Below are 17,789 nucleotides of genomic sequence, written 5' to 3' on the forward strand. Positions count from 1 at the left end.
CAATTGGCACATGAAATTTCTAGATATGTTGCGCGCTGCCGAGCGCCAAAACGGCTCCCTGTTGTGCGTCGGGCTGGACCCCGAGCCAGCCAAATTCCCCGGCGCCATGCAGGGCGATGCCAGCAGGATTTATGACTTTTGCGCCGCCATCGTCGATGCCACAGCCGACCTGGTGAGCGCCTTCAAGCCGCAAATCGCCTACTTTGCAGCGCACCGGGCCGAGGAGCAACTGGAGCGCTTGATGGCGCACATGCGCCGCGCGGCGCCGGGTGTGCCCGTCATTCTGGATGCCAAGCGCGGCGACATTGGCAGCACCGCCGAGCAGTATGCCAAGGAAGCGTTTGAGCGCTACGGTGCCGACGCCGTGACGCTGTCGCCGTTCATGGGTTTTGACACCATTCAACCGTATCTCAAGTACCACGGCAAAGGCGCCTTTTTGCTGTGCCGCACCTCGAACCCGGGGGGCGATGATTTTCAGAACCAGCGTCTGGCTGACCTGACGGGCACCCCTTTGTTGTACGAGCACATTGCGCAACTGGCGCAGGGGCCCTGGAACCTGAATGGTCAGTTGGGACTGGTAGTGGGCGCGACCTACCCGGCCGAGATCGCGCGCGTGCGCGCCCTGGCGCCGACGCTGCCGATGTTGATTCCGGGCGTGGGAGCGCAGGGTGGTGATGCGCTGGCCACCGTCAAGGCGGGTTGGCGCAAGGACGGGCCGATCATCGTGAATTCATCGCGCGCCATTTTGTACGCTGCCCAAGGCGCTGACTTTGCCCAGGCTGCGCGCCAGGAGGCGGTCAAAACCCGTGATCTGTTGCGGATCGCGCGGTCAGATTTGGCTTAAATCCAGGGCCTCACCCGGCGCGACGCTGGCAGCCGCGCCACGCGCTTTCAGGAAGCCGCCGGTGCCGTAGCGCGTCACGCGGCTGTAAAAGCGGCGCTTGAGCCGCTGCACCATGGCGGTATAGGCCTCGAGCAGCGGCGGCAGAATGGTGAAGCTGTCGTAATTCACCACCACGGCCACGCGGTGTCCCAGCGGCGCCAGCAGTGCGGTGACATGGTCCTCGATCGCATTGACATCGTCCAGGTTGTCCACCGACAGGCCTTCGAAGTTGATGAACAGCAGCTTGTGCTCGCGGTCCAGTTCCAGCCGCTGCGTCAGCGGGGTGGCCAGTAGTCGCGCGCGCAGGCCCATGGGTGCGTTGTCAAACAGGGCGCCGTCCATGATGCGGAGTTGGGGGCTGATCAGCGGTACAAAATCCATCCGATCCAGCACATCGCGCTGCAGGTCCATCCCTGCGGCCAGTTCAATCAGTTCCAGTGCCGGTGCCTGTTCGGTGCCGGTCAGGCGGAATACGCAGCGCTCGGTGACGTACAGCACCTGCTGGCCGCGCCGACGCGATTCGCGGGCACTGAAGGTGCGGTGTTCCACCTGCTTGACGAATTTGCGGCAACTGCCTTCGCTGTCGATGTGCAGGCGCCCGTCGGCAATGCGCTCCTGCAGGTCGCCGGCGGTAAAAGTGCCGACAAAAACCACCGTTTTGGCGTTCTGGCTGATGTTGATAAAACCACCTGCGCCGGCCAGCTTGGGGCCGAATTTACTCACGTTGAGGTTGCCCTCGGCATCGGCCTGCGCCAGCCCGAGCACGGCCACGTCGAGTCCGCCGCCATCATAAAAGTCGAACTGGCTGGGCTGGTCGATCACGGCCTGTGCGTTGATGGCCGCGCCGAAGCTCAGGCCCCCCGCCGGAATGCCGCCGATCACGCCGGGCTCGGCGGTCAGCGTGAGCAGGTCGAACACTTTTTCTTCGGCGGCCACGGTGGCTACGCCCTCGGGCATGCCGATGCCCAAATTCACCACGCTGTTCGGTTTGAGCGCCAGCGCGGCGCGCCGCGCAATCACCTTGCGCTCGGTCAGCGCCATGGGCTCGATCAAGTCCACCGGGACGCGAATCTCGCCCGAATAAGCCGGGTTGTAGGCCTCGGAAAAGGTTTGCATGTGGTGCGCTGGGTCGGTGGCAATCACCACCGCATCGACCAGCACGCCGGGCACCTTGACGCTGCGCGGGTGCAGCGTATTGCGCTCGGCGAGGCGCTCCACCTGCGCAATCACGATGCCGCCGCTGTTGCGCGCCGCCATGGCGATGGCCAGCGCTTCCAGCGTGAGGGCTTCGCGCTCCATGCTCAGGTTGCCGTCGGGGTCGGCGGTGGTGGCGCGGATGATGCCCACATGGATCGGGAATGCCTTGTAGAACAGGTAATCCTTGCCGTCGATGACCATGCGTTGCACGATGTCGGTGGTGGTGGCTGCGTTGAGCTTGCCGCCGCCGTGGATCGGATCGACAAAGGTATCCAGGCCGACATGGGTGAGCGTGCCGGGCTTGCCTGCGGCAATGTCGCGAAACAGGTGCGTGATCACGCCCTGGGGCAGGTTGTAGGCTTCGATCTTGTTGTCGATGGCAAGCTGTTGCAGCGTGGGCACCAGCCCCCAATGGCCGCCGATGACGCGGCGCACCAGGCCGTCATGGCCAAAGTGATTCAGGCCGCGGCTCTGGCCGTCGCCCTGTCCGGCAGCATAGACCAGCGTCAGGTTTTGTGGTGCACCCTGACCGGTTTCTTCACGGGTTTGCACAAAGCGCGCCTCCAGCGCCACGGCAATCTCTTCGGCAAAACCAATGCCGACAAAGCCACCAGTGGCCACCGTGTCGCCGTCGTGAATGAGGCGCACCGCCTCGGCTGCGCTGACCACCTTGTTGCGGCGCGCGCCGGTGGCATGCAGGTCATCGAACTGGGTGTGCATGGGTGGTCTCCTCTAGGCACGATTTTTATCTGTGCCACGCAATCACCGCGGCACCTGCCCGCCAGTCTAAACCCGTTGGCAAATGCCCCGGTTTTTGTCAAAGCACCTTGGCCAGATAACGCCCGGTGTGGCTGGCCTGGTTAGCGGCCAATTGCTCGGGCGTGCCGACGCCCACCACGGTGCCGCCTCCGCTGCCGCCCTCGGGGCCCATGTCGATCAGCCAGTCTGCCGTTTTGATCACGTCCAGGTTGTGCTCGATCACCACGATGGTGTTGCCCGCGTCGCGCAACTGGTGCAAGACTTTCAGCAGCAGGTCGATGTCTGCGAAGTGCAGTCCGGTGGTGGGCTCGTCCAGAATGTAGAGCGTGCGCCCGGTGTCGCGCTTGCTCAGTTCCAGGGCGAGCTTGACACGCTGCGCCTCGCCACCTGACAGCGTGGTGGCCGCCTGGCCGAGCCGGATGTAGCTCAGGCCGACGTCCAGCAGGGTGTGCAGCTTGCGCTCGATGGTCGGTACCGCCTTGAAGAATTCGTGCGCGGCCTCCACCGTTAGGTCGAGAATCTGCGCGATGTTTTTGCCCTTGTAGAGCACTTCCAGCGTTTCGCGGTTGTAGCGTTTGCCCGCGCAGACATCGCAGGGCACATAGACGTCGGGCAAAAAGTGCATTTCGACCTTGACCATGCCATCGCCCTCGCAGGCTTCGCAGCGGCCCCCAGCCACGTTAAAGCTGAAGCGCCCCGGACCGTAGCCGCGTTCGCGGGCGGTCGGCACCTCGGCCATAAGCTCGCGGATTGGCGTGAACAGGCCGGTGTAGGTGGCGGGATTGCTGCGCGGCGTGCGGCCGATCGGCGACTGATCGACATTGATGACCTTGTCAAAGTACTCGATGCCTTCAATGGCGCTGTGCTCTGAAGGTTCATCGTGGGCGCGGTAAATGGTGCGCGCCACCGCCTTGTACAGTGTGTCGTTGACCAGCGTGGATTTGCCGGAGCCCGACACGCCGGTGACACAAGTGAGTAAACCCACCGGGAAGGCCACATCGACGCCCTTAAGGTTGTGGCCGCTGGCTTTGATCACCTTGATCGCCTGCAACTCGCCCAGCGTGGCGTTGTGCTGTGCCTCGCGCTCGGCACGGCGCACCGCCGCCGGACTGGGCACAAAGCGGCTGGTTTTGCCGGCGTTGAAGGCCTTGGGTGCATGCGTGGGCAGCCAGGCGCTGCGGTGCTTGGGTACGGCGATGCTGCGCGCGCCACTCAAATACTGGCCGGTCAGCGAATCGGGCGTGGCCTTGACCTGGTCAAAGTTACCCTGCGCCATGACGCGCCCGCCATGCACACCGGCACCGGGTCCCATGTCGATGATCTGATCGGCGGCGCGCATCATGTCTTCGTCGTGCTCGACCACCAGCACGCTGTTGCCGATGTCGCGCAGGTGCTTCAGGGTGTCGATCAGCCGGTCGTTGTCGCGCTGGTGCAGGCCGATGCTGGGTTCGTCGAGCACATACATCACACCGGTCAGGCCCGAGCCGATCTGGCTGGCCAGGCGGATGCGTTGGCTCTCGCCACCACTGAGCGTTTCGGCACTGCGGTCCAGGCTGAGGTAAGTCAGGCCGACGTCGTTCAGGAACTTCAGGCGGAGGCTGATCTCGCGCACCACCTTGGCGGCGATGTCGCCCTTGGCGCCGTGCATTTTGAGCGCGCTGAAATAGGCAAAACACTCGGCCAGCGTGTAGTGACTGAGCTCAAAAATGGCGTGAGCCTGCGCACCTTCGCCAATCTTCACATGGCGCGCTTCACGCCGCAGGCGGCTGCCCGCGCAGTCGGGGCAGGGCTGGATGCTGCGCAAGCGCGCCAGGTCTTCGCGGACCACGTTCGAGTCGGTCTCGCGGTAGCGCCGCTGCATGTTGGGGATGATGCCTTCGAATGGGTGTTTTTTGCTGACCTTCTTGCCGCCGGACGTGCCCGAGTCCATGACGTAGCTGAACTTGATCTCTACTTCACCCGAGCCCTGCAGCACGGCCTGTTGCACAGCATCGGGCAAGGACTCGAACGGCTGCTCGATGTCGAATTTGTAGTGCGCGGCCAGGCTCTCCAGCATGGCAAAATAATAGGCGTTGCGCCGATCCCAGCCCTTGATGGCGCCGCTGGCCAGGCTCAACGTGGGAAAGGCCACCACCCGCGCCGGGTCGAAAAACTCCTGCACGCCCAGGCCGTCGCAACTCGGGCAGGCCCCCACGGGCGAGTTGAACGAGAACAGGCGCGGCTCGAGTTCGGCAATCGAATAGCTGCACACCGGGCAGGCAAACTTGGCGTTGAACAGGTGCTCGGCCGTGGTGTCCATTTCCAGTGCAATGGCGCGCCCGTTGGCCACCCGCAAGGCGGCCTCGAAGCTTTCGGCCAAGCGCTGTTTCAGGTTGTCGTGGTCGCTGCGGTCGGCGCTTGGGTCGGCGTCCGCATGGCGCACCTTGATGCGGTCGATCACCACGTCGATGTCGTGTTTTTCGGTTTTCTTGAGCACCGGCAACTGGTCGAATTCAAAAGTCTCGCCGTTGACCCTAAAGCGTACGTATCCCTGGTGCTGCATGTCGGCAAAGACATCCAGGAATTCGCCCTTTTTTTCGCGCGCGATGGGTGCTAGGATCATCAGCCGCGTGTCCGCGGGCAGGGCCAGCACAGCGTCCACCATCTGGCTCACCGTTTGCGACTGCAGGGGCAAACCATGCTCCGGGCAGTAGGGCGTGCCCGCGCGGGCGAACAGCAGGCGCAGGTAATCATGAATTTCGGTCACCGTTCCCACGGTGGAACGCGGGTTGTGGCTGGTGGCTTTTTGCTCGATCGAGATGGCCGGCGACAGACCTTCGATCATGTCCACATCGGGCTTGTCCATGAGCTGCAAAAACTGCCGCGCATAGGTGGACAGGCTTTCCACATAACGGCGCTGGCCTTCGGCATACAGCGTGTCGAACGCCAGGCTGGACTTGCCCGAACCGCTCAGACCGGTGATCACCACGAGCTGGTTGCGCGGAATGTCGAGGTCGATGTTTTTCAGGTTGTGCGTGCGCGCGCCGCGGACGCTGATGTGCTGCTGCATGACTGTGCCCAAATAGGGACCGGCGGCAGGGGCTGGAACGGCGCTGCCGGTGTCAGAGTGGTTCGGGATAGGGGTGCTCAAAATGTCGGCCAAATGCAAGGGGAAATCTGCCATGATAGTCAATGCGTGATGGCTGGCATCCCCCCCCTGCCATTGCCCTTGGCGGCGCGTGACTAGCAAACCGTGAAGAATCGGGGACAATCCAAGGCTTGCGGCCCTTCAGCCCGCATTTTTGATTTCGGAGAAGCCCTTGTCAGATGTGAATGCCCCGCTGGCGTCTGCCAGCGCCAAGCCTGTTACCGCCATGACGTCGCTGGAGCGGCGCGCCAGTTTTTCGCTAGCCTCCATCTTTGCCCTGCGCATGCTGGGCTTGTTCCTGATTTTGCCGGTGTTCGCCATCGAGGCGACACGTTACCCCGGTGGGGACGATGCCGCGATGGTCGGACTGACCATGGGCATTTACGGCCTCACGCAGGCCATGCTGCAATTTTTATACGGTCTGGCTTCTGACCGGGTCGGGCGCAAACCCGTGATCGTGTTTGGCTTGCTGGTGTTCGCCGCAGGCAGTCTGGTGGCGGCATGGGCGCCTTCATTGACCTGGCTGGCCATTGGCCGTGCGGTACAAGGTGCGGGGGCAGTGTCGGCGGCGGTAACAGCGCTGCTGGCGGACCAGACGCGCGACGTGGTGCGCACCAAGTCGATGGCCATGGTGGGCGCCAGCATCGGCTTGATGTTCGCCTTGTCTTTGGTGGCGGCGCCCATCCTGGATGGCTGGATTGGGCTGGTGGGTATTTTTGCCCTGACCGGCGTGCTGGCGCTGTTGGGCGTGGCTGCGGTGCTCTGGTGGGTGCCGGCCGAGCCCTTGCAGCACAAGAACCAGCCGCGTGGCCGGCTGGCCGATGTGCTCAAGTCGGCGGCACTGCTCAGGTTGAATTTTGGTGTCTTTGTGCTGCACGCGGTGCAACTGGCCATGTGGCTGGCGCTGCCGGCCATGCTGGTCGAGGCCGGACTGGCGCGCGACCACCATTGGCAGGTGTACCTGCCGGCGGTGCTGGGCTCGTTCGTGGTGATGGGCGGCAGTCTGTTCCAGCTGGAAAAACGCGGTTATTTGCGCTCCGTGTTTTTGGTCTCGATCGGCTTGACCGCGTTGGTGCAGGCCGGGCTCTGGGCGCAGGTGGGCGCCGCGCCGAGTATTGCGCTGTTGGGCGGGTTGTTGTTCGTGTTCTTTTATGGCTTCAATGTGCTCGAAGCCAGCCAGCCCAGCATCGTGTCGCGCGTGGCGCCGCCGGCCAGCCGCGGCGCGGCCATCGGGGTCTATAACACGCTGCAGTCGCTGGGTTTTTTCGCCGGCGGGATGGGTGGCGGCTGGCTCATGAAGCACGGCGGCGCCGGCGACCTGTACGCAGTGTGCGCGGGCTTGATGCTGGTCTGGCTGGTGGTGGCCTGGCCGATGCAGGCGCCGCTGGCGCACGGCCATTGAAAACCGGCAAAAGACGGCTAAACTGAAACATTCAAAGGAACCAGCATGGCCTCAGTCAATAAAGTAATTCTTGTCGGCAACCTTGGACGTGATCCGGAGGTGCGCACCTTCCCCAACGGCGACCGCGTGGCCAATGTCACCATTGCCACCACGGACAAGTGGAAAGACAAGCAGAGCAACGAAATGCGCGAGGCAACCGAATGGCACCGCATTGTTTTCAATGGCCGCTTGGCAGAAATTGTGGAGCAGTACCTGCGCAAGGGCGCCCAGATTTATGTCGAAGGCAGCTTGCGCACGCGCAAATGGACCGACAAGGACGGCATCGAGAAATACACCACCGAGATTCGCGCCGACCAGATGCAAATGCTGGGCAGCCGGCAGGGCATGGGCGAGCCCAGCCATGGCGATGATGACGGCGGTTACGGTCGTCCGGCAGCCGCTGCGCCGCGCTCAGCGGCTACGCCCGCCCGTGCGGCAACTGCAACCGCTCCGGCGGCGCGCCCGCCCAGTGGCTTTGACGACATGGATGACGACATCCCGTTTTAGGGCGCAGCCATTTTCATAAAAAACCCCGAAAAGTTGGTAACTTTCCGGGGTTTTTTATGGTTTATTCCGTATTCTCATGTACTGGTGGGGGTATTCAAATATACTCGGCGCAGTATTTTTTAGGGAGCCCTTATGCGAGCGTCTTTTTTATTGCTTTCCCTGGTTCGTTCTCCGCTGGTGGGTCGGACACTGTTTGCGCTCATGTCCTTCGTTTCGCTGTCGGTGACTGCGCAAACATTGCCCGAGGTCAGCGTGGTAGCTGTGCAGCGCAAAGCGGTGGGCAGCGGTTTTGAGCTTGATGGCGTGGTGCAACCGGTCAAGCAAAGCACGGTGTCGGCACAGGCCTCGGGGCGGCTTGTCACGCTGGCCATCAAGGCCGGTGACCCAGTGCGCGCAGGGCAGGTGCTGGCCACCATTGACGACCGCGAGACGCAAACCGGCGTGCAACTCAGTCGTGCCCAGGCAGCGCAGGCGCAGGCCGAGTTGCGCAATGCGCAAGCCAATTTTGACCGCACCCGCGAGCTGCTGGCTCAGGGTTTTATCAGCAAAGCGGCCATGGACACCGCCGATGCCCAGCTCAAATCGGCGCAGGCCGGCCGTGATCAGGCCAGTGCCGGCGAAAAGCAGTCCGGCTTGTCGCAGGGCTTTACCCGTGTCACCGCACCATTTGACGCCTTCGTGCTGCAAACACTCTCGGAGGCGGGTGACCTGGCTTTTCCTGGCAAGCCATTGTTGACGCTGTACGCACCACTGCCATTGCGGGCCGTGGTGCAGGTGCCGGTGTCGCGATCAAAGCTGGTGCAGGATAGCGCTTTAGTCGAGGTTCAGGTGCGCGGCGCAGACGGTTCCACGCAATGGGTGCGTCCCAGCCAGAACAGCCACCTGCCCACGGCTGACGCGGTGTCGCAAACCATTGAATGGCGGTTGGAGTTACCTGCCACTGCGGCCAAGGACCTGCTGCCGGGCCAGCAGGTGCGGGTGCGCTTTGCAGCCGGGCAGTCGCAGCGTTTGCTCATTCCGACTGCAGCCGTGTTGCGCCGTGGCGAGTTGACGGCCGTCTATGTGGTGTCGAACCAGGGCTTCGCGCTCAAGGCAATTCGTCTGGGTGCCGAGCATGGTGCGCAAGGCATTGAAGTGCTGGCGGGCCTGAGCGACACCGACCGCGTTGCACTGGAGCCGGTGCGCGCCGGCTTGGCCGGGGCCAAACCCGTTGGCAACGCCGTCCAGTGAGATGAGCATGTCGAACGAACCCAAATTGGGCATCTCCGGGCGCATGGCGCGGGCTTTCAAGCTTAACGCCATCACGCCCTTGCTGGCTCTGGTGGCGCTGCTGCTGGGGGTTTTTGCGGTGTTGGTGACGCCACGTGAAGAAGAGCCGCAGATCAACGTGACCATGGCCAATGTGCTGATTCCTTTTCCCGGGGCCAGCAGTGTCGATGTGCACAACATGGTGGCACGGCCGGCCGAACAGGTGCTGAGCCAGATTGCCGACATCGAGCACACCTATTCCGTGGCTCGCCCTGGCATGGCCGTGATGACGGTGCAGTTCAAGGTGGGCGTGCCGCGTACCGAGGCGCTGGTGCGTCTTTATGACGTGCTCAATGCCAATCAGGACTGGTTGCCGCGAGAGTTGGGTACGCTCACGCCAATCGTCAAGCCCAAGGGCATCGACGATGTGCCGGTGCTGGCCGTCACGCTGTGGAGCCCGGACGCCCTGCCAGCCGTTGAGCTGGAGCGTGTGGCGCACACCGTCGAGGCTGAATTAAAGCGGGTCCCGGGCACGCGCGAGGTGCAGACCATTGGCGGACCGCGGCGTGCCGTGCAGGTTTGGCTGGACCCGGTGCGCCTGCGCGAGCGCGGGGTCGATGTGCTGTCGCTCAAGGCCACGCTGGCCGCTGCCAACGCCAGCATGCCATCGGGTTCCGTGCTGGATCCGCAAGCGCCAGGTGGCCAGATGTTGAGCGTGGAAACGGGTGAATTTTTGCGGTCGGCGCAAGACGTGGGTGATGTGGTGGTGGGCGTCAGCAAGGGCCTGCCGGTGTACCTTCGCGAAGTCGCGCGCATCGAGACCGGCGCCCAGTTGCCGCAGCGCTACGTTTGGTACACGCCGGGCGCGGGCGCTGTCCCTGCTCCGGCCGAGCAGGCGATAGCGCCAGGTGGGGTCTATCCGGCCCTGACCCTGACGGTGACCAAAAAGCCCGGCACCAATGCGGTGGATGTTGCCAAGGCCGTGCGTGCGCGCGTGCAGGAACTCGGCAACACCGTGATCCCCGGCAACATGCAAACCACCATCACCCGCGACTACGGTGAGACAGCGGCTGAAAAAGCCAACAAGCTGATCCAGAAACTGGCCTTTGCCACCGGCTCGGTGATCTTGCTGGTGGGTTTTGCGCTGGGCCGACGCGAGGCGGTGATTGTGGGCGCCGCTGTCATTCTGACCTTGACCGCCACGCTCTTCGCGTCCTGGGCCTGGGGCTTTACGCTGAACCGGGTGTCCTTGTTCGCACTGATTTTTTCTATCGGTATTCTGGTCGATGATGCCATTGTGGTGGTGGAGAATATCCATCGCCACCAAAAACTGTTCCCGGATCGCAGCTTGCGCGAGATCATCCCGGCCGCAGTCGATGAGGTGGGTGGCCCCACCATCCTGGCCACCCTGACGGTGATTGCCGCGCTGCTGCCGATGGCTTTTGTGACCGGTTTGATGGGCCCCTACATGAGCCCGATTCCGATCAACGCCAGTTTGGGAATGGCGATTTCTCTCGGCATTGCCTTCACGGTCACGCCTTGGTTGGCGCTAAAAGTGATGCGTGAGCACAGTCACACCGGCGCTGCCAAGGCAGAGACCAAGGGCCTGGGTCCCAAATTGCAGCGTTTGTTCACATGGGTGCTGACACCGTTTTTGAACAGTGCTAAAAAGCGCTGGTTGTTGCTGCTGGGCATTTTGGCCGCGCTGCTGCTTTCCGTGGGTTTGACGCTGGTGCAGTGGGTGGTGTTGAAAATGCTGCCCTTTGACAACAAGAGCGAGTTCCAGGTGGTGGTTGAAATGCCGGCAGGCACGCCGCTCGAAAACACCGCCGCCACCTTGCATGAGCTCGGTGCTTATTTGGCGCAGCAACCCGAGGTGCTGAATCTGCAAGCTTATGCCGGCACGGCCTCGCCGATCACCTTCAACGGCCTGGTGCGCCAGTACTATTTGCGCGCCGATGCCGAGCAGGGCGATGTGCAGGTCAATTTGGTGGACAAGCACCACCGCAGCGACAAAAGCCACGTGATTGCGCAACGCCTGCGCCCCGAGCTTGAAAAAATCGGTGCACGCCACCATGCGCTCATCAAGGTGGTCGAAGTGCCACCCGGCCCGCCGGTGATGTCGCCATTGGTGGCCGAGGTCTATGGCCCGGACGAGGCTGGCCGGCAAGCGGTGGCGCTGCGCGTGGCGCTGGCTTTTGCCGCCACCCCGGACATTGTCGGTGTGGATACCTCGCTTGAAGAGGACGCTTCCCGCGTTTACCTGAAAGTGCGTCGCCAGCGCGCGGAGTCGCTGGGGATTCCGGTGGCCATGGTGGCGCAGACGGCGGCCATGGCGCTCGGCGGGGTCGATGCCGCCTATCTGCATGATGGCCACACCAAATACCCGGTGCCGGTGCGCCTGCAATTGCCGTTGGTTGACCAGGTGGGGCTCGATGCGATTCTGGCCATGCCGCTGCGCGCCGTCAACGGCCAGATGGTGCCGCTGTCAGAACTGGTGCAAGTGGAGCAGGGCGTGATCGACAAGCCGTTCTTTACCAAGGATTTGCAAGGCGTCAGCTACGTCTTCGGTGACATGGCGGGCAAGCTCGACTCGCCTCTGTACGGCCTGTTTGCCATTCGTGACAAGTTGCAGGCGGCAGCGCTGCCAGGCACGGGCGAATTGGGCGAGTACTGGATCAATCAGCCCAGCGACCCATATCGCCAGTATGCGGTCAAGTGGGACGGCGAGTGGCAGATCACCTACGACACCTTCCGTGACATGGGGGCTGCTTATGGCGTGGGGCTGATTCTGATTTACCTGCTGGTGGTGGCGCAGTTCAAAAGCTATCTGACGCCGCTGGTCATCATGGCGCCGATTCCGTTGACCATCATTGGCGTCATGCCGGGGCACGCGCTGCTGGGCGCGCAGTTCACAGCCACCTCGATGATCGGCATGATCGCGCTGGCAGGCATCATTGTGCGCAACTCCATTTTGCTGGTTGACTTTATCGAGCTGCAGGTGGCGCAAGGCGTGGCCTTCAGGGACGCAGTCATCCAGTCAGCGGCGGTGCGCGCGCAGCCCATTGCCCTAACCGGGCTGGCGGCGATGATCGGTGCCTTCTTCATTCTGGATGACCCGATTTTTAACGGGCTCGCCATTTCCCTGATATTCGGTATTCTGGTGTCCACCCTGCTCACGCTGGTGGTGATACCGGTGCTGTATTACGCGCTGTACTGGCGCCGTAACAAGGCGCCCGCAGAGGCGTCAATTTCCCTCGGTCAAATTCATTAACTTTGTATTTTCAGGAGACAAGACATGGCTCACATCGTCATCATGGGTGCAGGGATCGGCGGCATGCCAGCCGCCTACGAAATGCGGGAAATGCTGCCCCAGGAGCATCGCATCACAGTGGTCAACAGCACCGACTACTTTCAGTTTGTACCCAGCAATCCCTGGGTCGCGGTGGGTTGGCGCCAGCGCGAGGCCGTCACCTTGCCGATTGCGCCGTATCTGGCGCGTAAAAAAATCGGCTTTATCGGCCAAGCCGTGACCCACATCGATGCGGCTGCCAGCAAGCTCACGCTGCTGGACGGTCAGACGCTCGATTACGACTATCTGCTGATCGCCACTGGCCCGAAGCTGGCGTTTGACGAGGTGGCTGGTGCCGGTCCGGTGAAGTCGGGTGGTGGTGGCTTTACCCACTCCATCTGCCATGTGGACCACGCCCAGGCCTTTTTTGCCGATTACGAAGAATTTTTGAAGAACCCCGGCCCCATCGTGGTCGGAGCCATGCCGGGCGCGAGCTGCTTCGGCCCGGCTTACGAGTTCGCCATGATCCTGGACACCGACCTGCGTCGGCGCAAGTTGCGCAACAAGGTGCCCATGACCTTTGTCACCAGTGAACCTTACATCGGCCACCTGGGTCTGGGTGGTGTCGGCGACAGCAAGTCGATGCTGGAGTCTGAACTGCGTGGCCGCGACATGAAGTGGATCACCAACGCCAAGACCACCAAGGTCGAGCAGGGCAAAATGTTCGTGACACAGCTCGATGACCATGGCAACCCGGTCAAGGACCATGAGGTGCCGTTCAAGCTGTCGATGATGCTGCCAGCCTTCAAGGGGGTCGATGCCGTGGCGACGGTGCCCAATTTGTGCAACCCGCGCGGCATGGTCATGATTGACGAATTCCAGCGCAGCAAGGCTTATCGCAATATTTATTCTGCCGGCGTCTGCGTCGCGATTCCGCCGGTCGAAGTGACACCCGTGCCCACCGGCACGCCCAAGACCGGCTACATGATCGAGAGCATGATGACCGCCATCTGCCACAACATCGCCGATGACCTGGCGGGCAAACCCGCCACCGCCAAGGGAACCTGGAATGCGGTTTGCCTGGCCGACATGGGTGACACCGGCGCCGCGTTTGTGGCCCTGCCACAAATCCCGCCGCGCAACGTCAACTGGTTCAAGAAAGGCAAGTGGGTGCACCTGGCCAAGATTGCCTACGAGAAATATTTCATGCGCAAACTTAAAAAAGGCACCTCCGAGCCCATCTATGAGAAATACATCATGGGCCTGCTCGGCATCAATCGTCTCAACAAGTAATTAAAGGAGTTTCACCGTGACCGTACAACGTTATATTTTGGTTTTTGCCGGCCTGTTCATCATGATTTCCCTGGCCTTGGGTGTTGAGGGCAGCCCGCTGTTTGTCAGTAAATGGGCGCTGGCCTTCACCGCTTTTGTCGGCGCCAATCTGTTCCAGTCGGGCTTCACCAATTTTTGTCCACTGGGTATCATCCTGAAAAAGCTGGGTGTGCCCGAGTCAAAAATTGGTTGCGCCAATTAGGGTTTGGAACGTCGCATGAGCGTTCTGATCGACGAAGTCGCCCGCGCCGAAGTGCTCAACCGCCTGCGCCGGGCAGAAGGCCAGATTCGGGGCGTCCAGCGCATGATCGAAGAAGGAGAAAGCTGCCTGAAGATCGGGCAGCAGTTTTCCGCCGTGCGCAAGGCGCTCGACAGCACCTATTTGCGCATGACCATGTGCTTCATGGCGCAAGAACTGGCCAGCTGTGTCGAACCTGACGCAACGCAAAAAGAAAATATGGACACCATGCTCAAGGACATGGAAAGCCTGCTGTCGCGCATGGGTTAGTGCGCGTGCCTTAGCCCGAGATAATGCCGCCACCCAGGCACACATCGCCCTCAAACAGCACAGCCGACTGCCCGGGCGTGACGGCCCATTGCGGCTTGGCAAATGTCAAGCTGAAGCTGTCCGCCGTGTTGACGGTCAAGCGGCAGGGCGCATCAAGCTGGCGGTAGCGGGTTTTGGCGGCCAGCGCCGTGGCGCCCGGCGCCTGGCCCGCGACCCAGCTGGCGTCCTGCGCCGAGAGTTCATGCGACAGCAGCCAAGGGTGCTCATGGCCCTGCACCACCCACAGCGTGTTGCTGGCCATCTCCTTGCGCGCCACAAACCAGGGCGCGTGGTCGCCGCCGCCGCGCGGTGCCCCTTTGGCCTTGAGGCCGCCAATGCCCAGGCCCTGGCGTTGCCCCAAGGTGTAAAAGCTCAAGCCCACATGCTGGCCAATGGTCTGGCCCCTGTCGTTCTTGATTGGGCCGGGCTCTCTGGCGATGAAGCGGTTCAGGAATTCTCGAAACGGCCGCTCGCCAATAAAACAGATGCCGGTGGAGTCCTTCTTTTGGGCGTTGGGCAGGCCGATCTCCAGCGCGATGCGGCGCACCTCGGTTTTCAGCAACTCGCCCACCGGAAACAGTGTGTTGGCCAATTGCTTTTGGTTGAGCCGGTGCAAAAAATAGCTCTGGTCTTTGGCCGGGTCCAGCCCCTTGAGCAATTCATGTTTTGCGGTGTCGGCATTTAAGCGCACGCGAGCGTAATGACCGGTGGCAATTTTGTCGGCACCCAGGCGCATGGCGTGGTCCAGGAAAGCCTTGAACTTGATTTCGGCGTTGCACAAAATGTCTGGGTTTGGCGTGCGCCCGGCGCTGTACTCGCGCAGGAACTCGGCAAACACCCGATCCTTGTACTCGGCGGCAAAGTTGACATGCTCGATCTCGATGCCGATCACGTCGGCCACTGCAGCGGCATCGACAAAGTCGATGTTGGAAGAGCAGTAGCGATCGTCCTCATCAAGCCGGTCGTCCTCTTCCCAGCTTTTCATGAAGATGCCGATCACCTCATGGCCCTGTTGCTTGAGCAGCCATGCAGTCACGGCAGAATCCACGCCGCCGCTCAAGCCCACCACCACGCGGTGCCGCCGGCCCGCGTTGCTCATGGTTTGCACTCAACAGCTGGCGCGTGGCTTACCACGCCGGGGTCGGTATGAATCAGCGACAGCGGGTAGCGCTGGCCTTTCAAATAGTCTTCCATGCAGGCAATGATGAGCGGGCTGCGGTGACGCTTAAAGCTGGCACGAATCTCGTCGGGGCTCAGCCACAGGGTGCGCACAATGCCGGTGTCCAGGCCGCGCCCCGCCTGCACCTCGCCCAGCGTGCCGCAAAAGGCAAAGCGCAGGTAAGTGATGTCTTCGGCCGCATGATGCGCGCGCGCCGGGCGCTGAAAGCGCGACATATAAACACCGAGCAAATGCGTGGGGGTGAACAGGTGCATGGTTTCTTCGAGCGCCTCGCGGGCGCATGCATTCACCAGGCTCTCACTTTCGTCCAGATGGCCTGCCGGGTTGTTCAGCCGCAAGCCCTCGGGCGTGTGCTCTTCAACCAGCAGGAATTTGCCGTTCTGTTCAATGATTGCCGCCACGGTGGCGCTGGGTTTCCATCTTATTTTCATGCCCGGATTATCGGCAAATTGCGCCATTGCCTGTCGGTTACGCTTGATCCAAAAGTTTGAGATGGATCAAACAGTGGACTTGTCGCCATTCTAAAAATTGAAGAAACTGATGTAAGCTCTCGCGGTTACTTTGATCCTGCCCAAAATCATACGAGGAGACGCTTCATGCAAGCTGGTGCCACCACTCAAGGCCTATCGGACAAATCGGTCGCTTCACCCCCCCCGTCATCAACTCAAACCCCACAGCGCATCGGTGTCCCGCGCGAAGTTTTTCCTGGCGAAAAACGTGTGGCCACGGTGCCCGAGGTGGTGGAAAAACTGATCAAGCTCGGTTTCAAGGTGGCCATTGAATCCGGCGCGGGTGATGCGGCCAATTTCAGCGACGATGCTTACCGTGGCGCAGGTGCAGACGTCATTGGCGGAGCGGCGGCACTCTGGGCCGCATCAGATATCGTATTCAAGGTGCGCGGTCCGACCCCCGACGAAGTCGCGCTGATGCATGAAGACCAGAACTTGATCAGCTTCATCTGGCCGGCGCAAAACCCGGATCTGATGCAACTGCTCGCCGCCAAAAAGGTGACCGTGTTGGCCATCGACGCGCTGCCGCGCACGCTGAGCCGCGCGCAGAAAATGGACGCATTGACCTCCCAGGCCGGTGTCGCCGGCTACCGCGCGGTCATCGAGGCCGCCAATGCTTTTGGCCGCTTCTTCAGCGGCCAGATCACAGCGGCAGGCAAGGTGCCACCAGCCAAGGTTTTTGTGGCGGGTGCTGGCGTGGCTGGTCTGGCGGCGATTGGCACCGCAGCCAGCCTGGGCGCCATCGTGCGCGCCAATGACACCCGTGCCGAAGTGGCCGACCAGGTTGTTTCTCTGGGTGGCGAATTCGTCAAGGTCGATTATGTAGAAGAGGGCTCTGGCGGCGGCGGCTACGCCAAGGTCATGAGCGAGGGCTTCCAGCAGGCCCAGCGCGCGATGTACGCCAAGCAGGCCAAGGACGTGGACATCATCATCACCACCGCGCTGATCCCGGGCCGGCCGGCCCCCAAACTGATCACCGCCGAGATGGTGCAGAGCATGAAGCCCGGCAGCGTGATCGTGGACATGGCCGCCGAGCAGGGCGGCAACTGCGAGCTGACCGAGCCAGGTCAGGCCGTGGTCAGGCACGGTGTGACCATCGTCGGCTACACCGACCTTGTCTCGCGCCTGGCCAAACAGTCGTCCACGTTGTACGGCACCAACTTGTTCCGCCTCACCGAGGAGTTGTGCAAGACCAAGGACGGCATCGCCAATGTCAACATGGAAGACGAGGCCATCCGCGGCCTGACCGTCATCAAGGAGGGCAGCATCACCTGGCCGCCGCCGGCGCCCAAAGTGGCGGCGGCTCCCGCCCCGGCCGCTGCTGCCAAACCGGTGGCAGCACCCGCTGCCAAGAAGGGTCACGGCCATGGGGGGGGCGAAAGCGAACCGATGGCCGGCAGCAAGCTGGCCATCATGTTCGGTGTCGCGGCTGCGCTGTTCTGGCTGATTGGCTCAAGCGCTCCCAAGGAGTTCCTGTCGCACTTCACCGTGTTTGTGCTGGCGTGTTTTGTTGGCTACATGGTGGTCTGGAACGTCAAGCCGGCACTGCACACACCACTCATGAGCGTGACCAACGCCATCAGCAGCATCATTGCCATCGGCGCTTTGGTGCAGGTATCTCCCTGGGCCGGGGCGGCCGATCGACCCAACGACTGGATCAGTTGGGTGGCGGCAGCTGCGATCGTCCTCACAGCCATCAATATGTTCGGCGGTTTTGCCGTTACCCAGCGCATGCTGGCCATGTTCCGTAAATAAGAAGAAGGAGCC

At 62.0% G+C, this 17,789-nt stretch carries 13 protein-coding genes; 9 read left to right on the forward strand and 4 right to left on the reverse strand.

The window, feature by feature from the left end:
- Positions 1–10 precede the first annotated feature (10 nt).
- Positions 11–844: an orotidine-5'-phosphate decarboxylase gene (pyrF, locus tag PHF15_RS09480; RefSeq protein WP_300120601.1), complete on the forward strand. Its 834-nt coding sequence runs from the start codon at positions 11–13 to the stop codon at positions 842–844.
- Here pyrF and PHF15_RS09485 read toward each other — a convergent pair.
- Together PHF15_RS09485 and uvrA are read right to left on the reverse strand one after the other, a co-directional pair.
- A complete protein-coding gene (locus PHF15_RS09485) occupies positions 830–2,800 on the reverse strand; it encodes an acyl CoA:acetate/3-ketoacid CoA transferase (RefSeq protein WP_300120602.1) in 1,971 nt (656 codons plus the stop codon). The genes pyrF and PHF15_RS09485 overlap by 15 nt on opposite strands.
- A gap of 97 nt (positions 2,801–2,897) precedes the next feature.
- Positions 2,898–5,888 (reverse strand): excinuclease ABC subunit UvrA, encoded by a 2,991-nt coding sequence (uvrA, locus tag PHF15_RS09490; RefSeq protein WP_300120757.1) that lies wholly within the window; start codon positions 5,886–5,888, stop codon positions 2,898–2,900.
- A gap of 304 nt (positions 5,889–6,192) precedes the next feature.
- Between uvrA and PHF15_RS09495 the strand changes: the two genes are divergently transcribed.
- From PHF15_RS09495 to PHF15_RS09525, 7 genes are all read left to right on the forward strand, one after another.
- Positions 6,193–7,368: an MFS transporter gene (locus tag PHF15_RS09495; protein ID WP_300120759.1), complete on the forward strand. Its 1,176-nt coding sequence runs from the start codon at positions 6,193–6,195 to the stop codon at positions 7,366–7,368.
- A 45-nt stretch (positions 7,369–7,413) separates the two neighbouring features.
- Positions 7,414–7,914: a single-stranded DNA-binding protein gene (gene ssb / locus PHF15_RS09500; RefSeq protein WP_300120603.1), complete on the forward strand. Its 501-nt coding sequence runs from the start codon at positions 7,414–7,416 to the stop codon at positions 7,912–7,914.
- Positions 7,915–8,115: 201 nt separating this feature from the next.
- On the forward strand, positions 8,116–9,144 hold the full coding sequence (locus PHF15_RS09505; protein WP_300120604.1) for an efflux RND transporter periplasmic adaptor subunit: 1,029 nt from the start codon (positions 8,116–8,118) through the stop codon (positions 9,142–9,144).
- Position 9,145: 1 nt separating this feature from the next.
- Positions 9,146–12,436, forward strand: a complete 3,291-nt coding sequence (locus PHF15_RS09510) for an efflux RND transporter permease subunit (RefSeq protein ID WP_300120605.1) — start codon at positions 9,146–9,148, stop codon at positions 12,434–12,436.
- Between the two features lie 24 nt (positions 12,437–12,460).
- Positions 12,461–13,747, forward strand: a complete 1,287-nt coding sequence (locus PHF15_RS09515; protein ID WP_300120607.1) for an FAD/NAD(P)-binding oxidoreductase — start codon at positions 12,461–12,463, stop codon at positions 13,745–13,747.
- Positions 13,748–13,763: 16 nt separating this feature from the next.
- Complete coding sequence (locus tag PHF15_RS09520) at positions 13,764–13,988, forward strand: DUF2892 domain-containing protein (protein ID WP_300120610.1); 225 nt, start codon at positions 13,764–13,766, stop codon at positions 13,986–13,988.
- Between the two features lie 15 nt (positions 13,989–14,003).
- The gene (locus PHF15_RS09525; protein WP_300120612.1) at positions 14,004–14,294 is read left to right on the forward strand and encodes a metal-sensing transcriptional repressor; all 291 of its coding nucleotides are present in this window, start codon (positions 14,004–14,006) and stop codon (positions 14,292–14,294) included.
- A gap of 10 nt (positions 14,295–14,304) precedes the next feature.
- Here the strand turns inward: PHF15_RS09525 and mnmA are convergent, their stop codons facing one another.
- Both mnmA and PHF15_RS09535 read right to left on the reverse strand, forming a co-directional pair.
- Positions 14,305–15,432, reverse strand: coding sequence for a tRNA 2-thiouridine(34) synthase MnmA (mnmA, locus tag PHF15_RS09530; RefSeq protein ID WP_300120614.1), 1,128 nt, complete (start codon positions 15,430–15,432; stop codon positions 14,305–14,307).
- Positions 15,429–15,944, reverse strand: coding sequence for an NUDIX hydrolase (locus PHF15_RS09535; protein WP_300120615.1), 516 nt, complete (start codon positions 15,942–15,944; stop codon positions 15,429–15,431). The genes mnmA and PHF15_RS09535 overlap by 4 nt, the downstream gene beginning before the upstream one ends.
- Before the next feature lie 165 nt (positions 15,945–16,109).
- On the opposite strand from PHF15_RS09535, the gene PHF15_RS09540 reads away from it, so the two are divergent.
- A complete protein-coding gene (locus PHF15_RS09540; protein WP_300120617.1) occupies positions 16,110–17,777 on the forward strand; it encodes a Re/Si-specific NAD(P)(+) transhydrogenase subunit alpha in 1,668 nt (555 codons plus the stop codon).
- Positions 17,778–17,789 lie beyond the last annotated feature (12 nt).

Source organism: Rhodoferax sp., from assembly GCF_028689295.1.
Lineage (GTDB): Bacteria > Pseudomonadota > Gammaproteobacteria > Burkholderiales > Burkholderiaceae_C > Rhodoferax.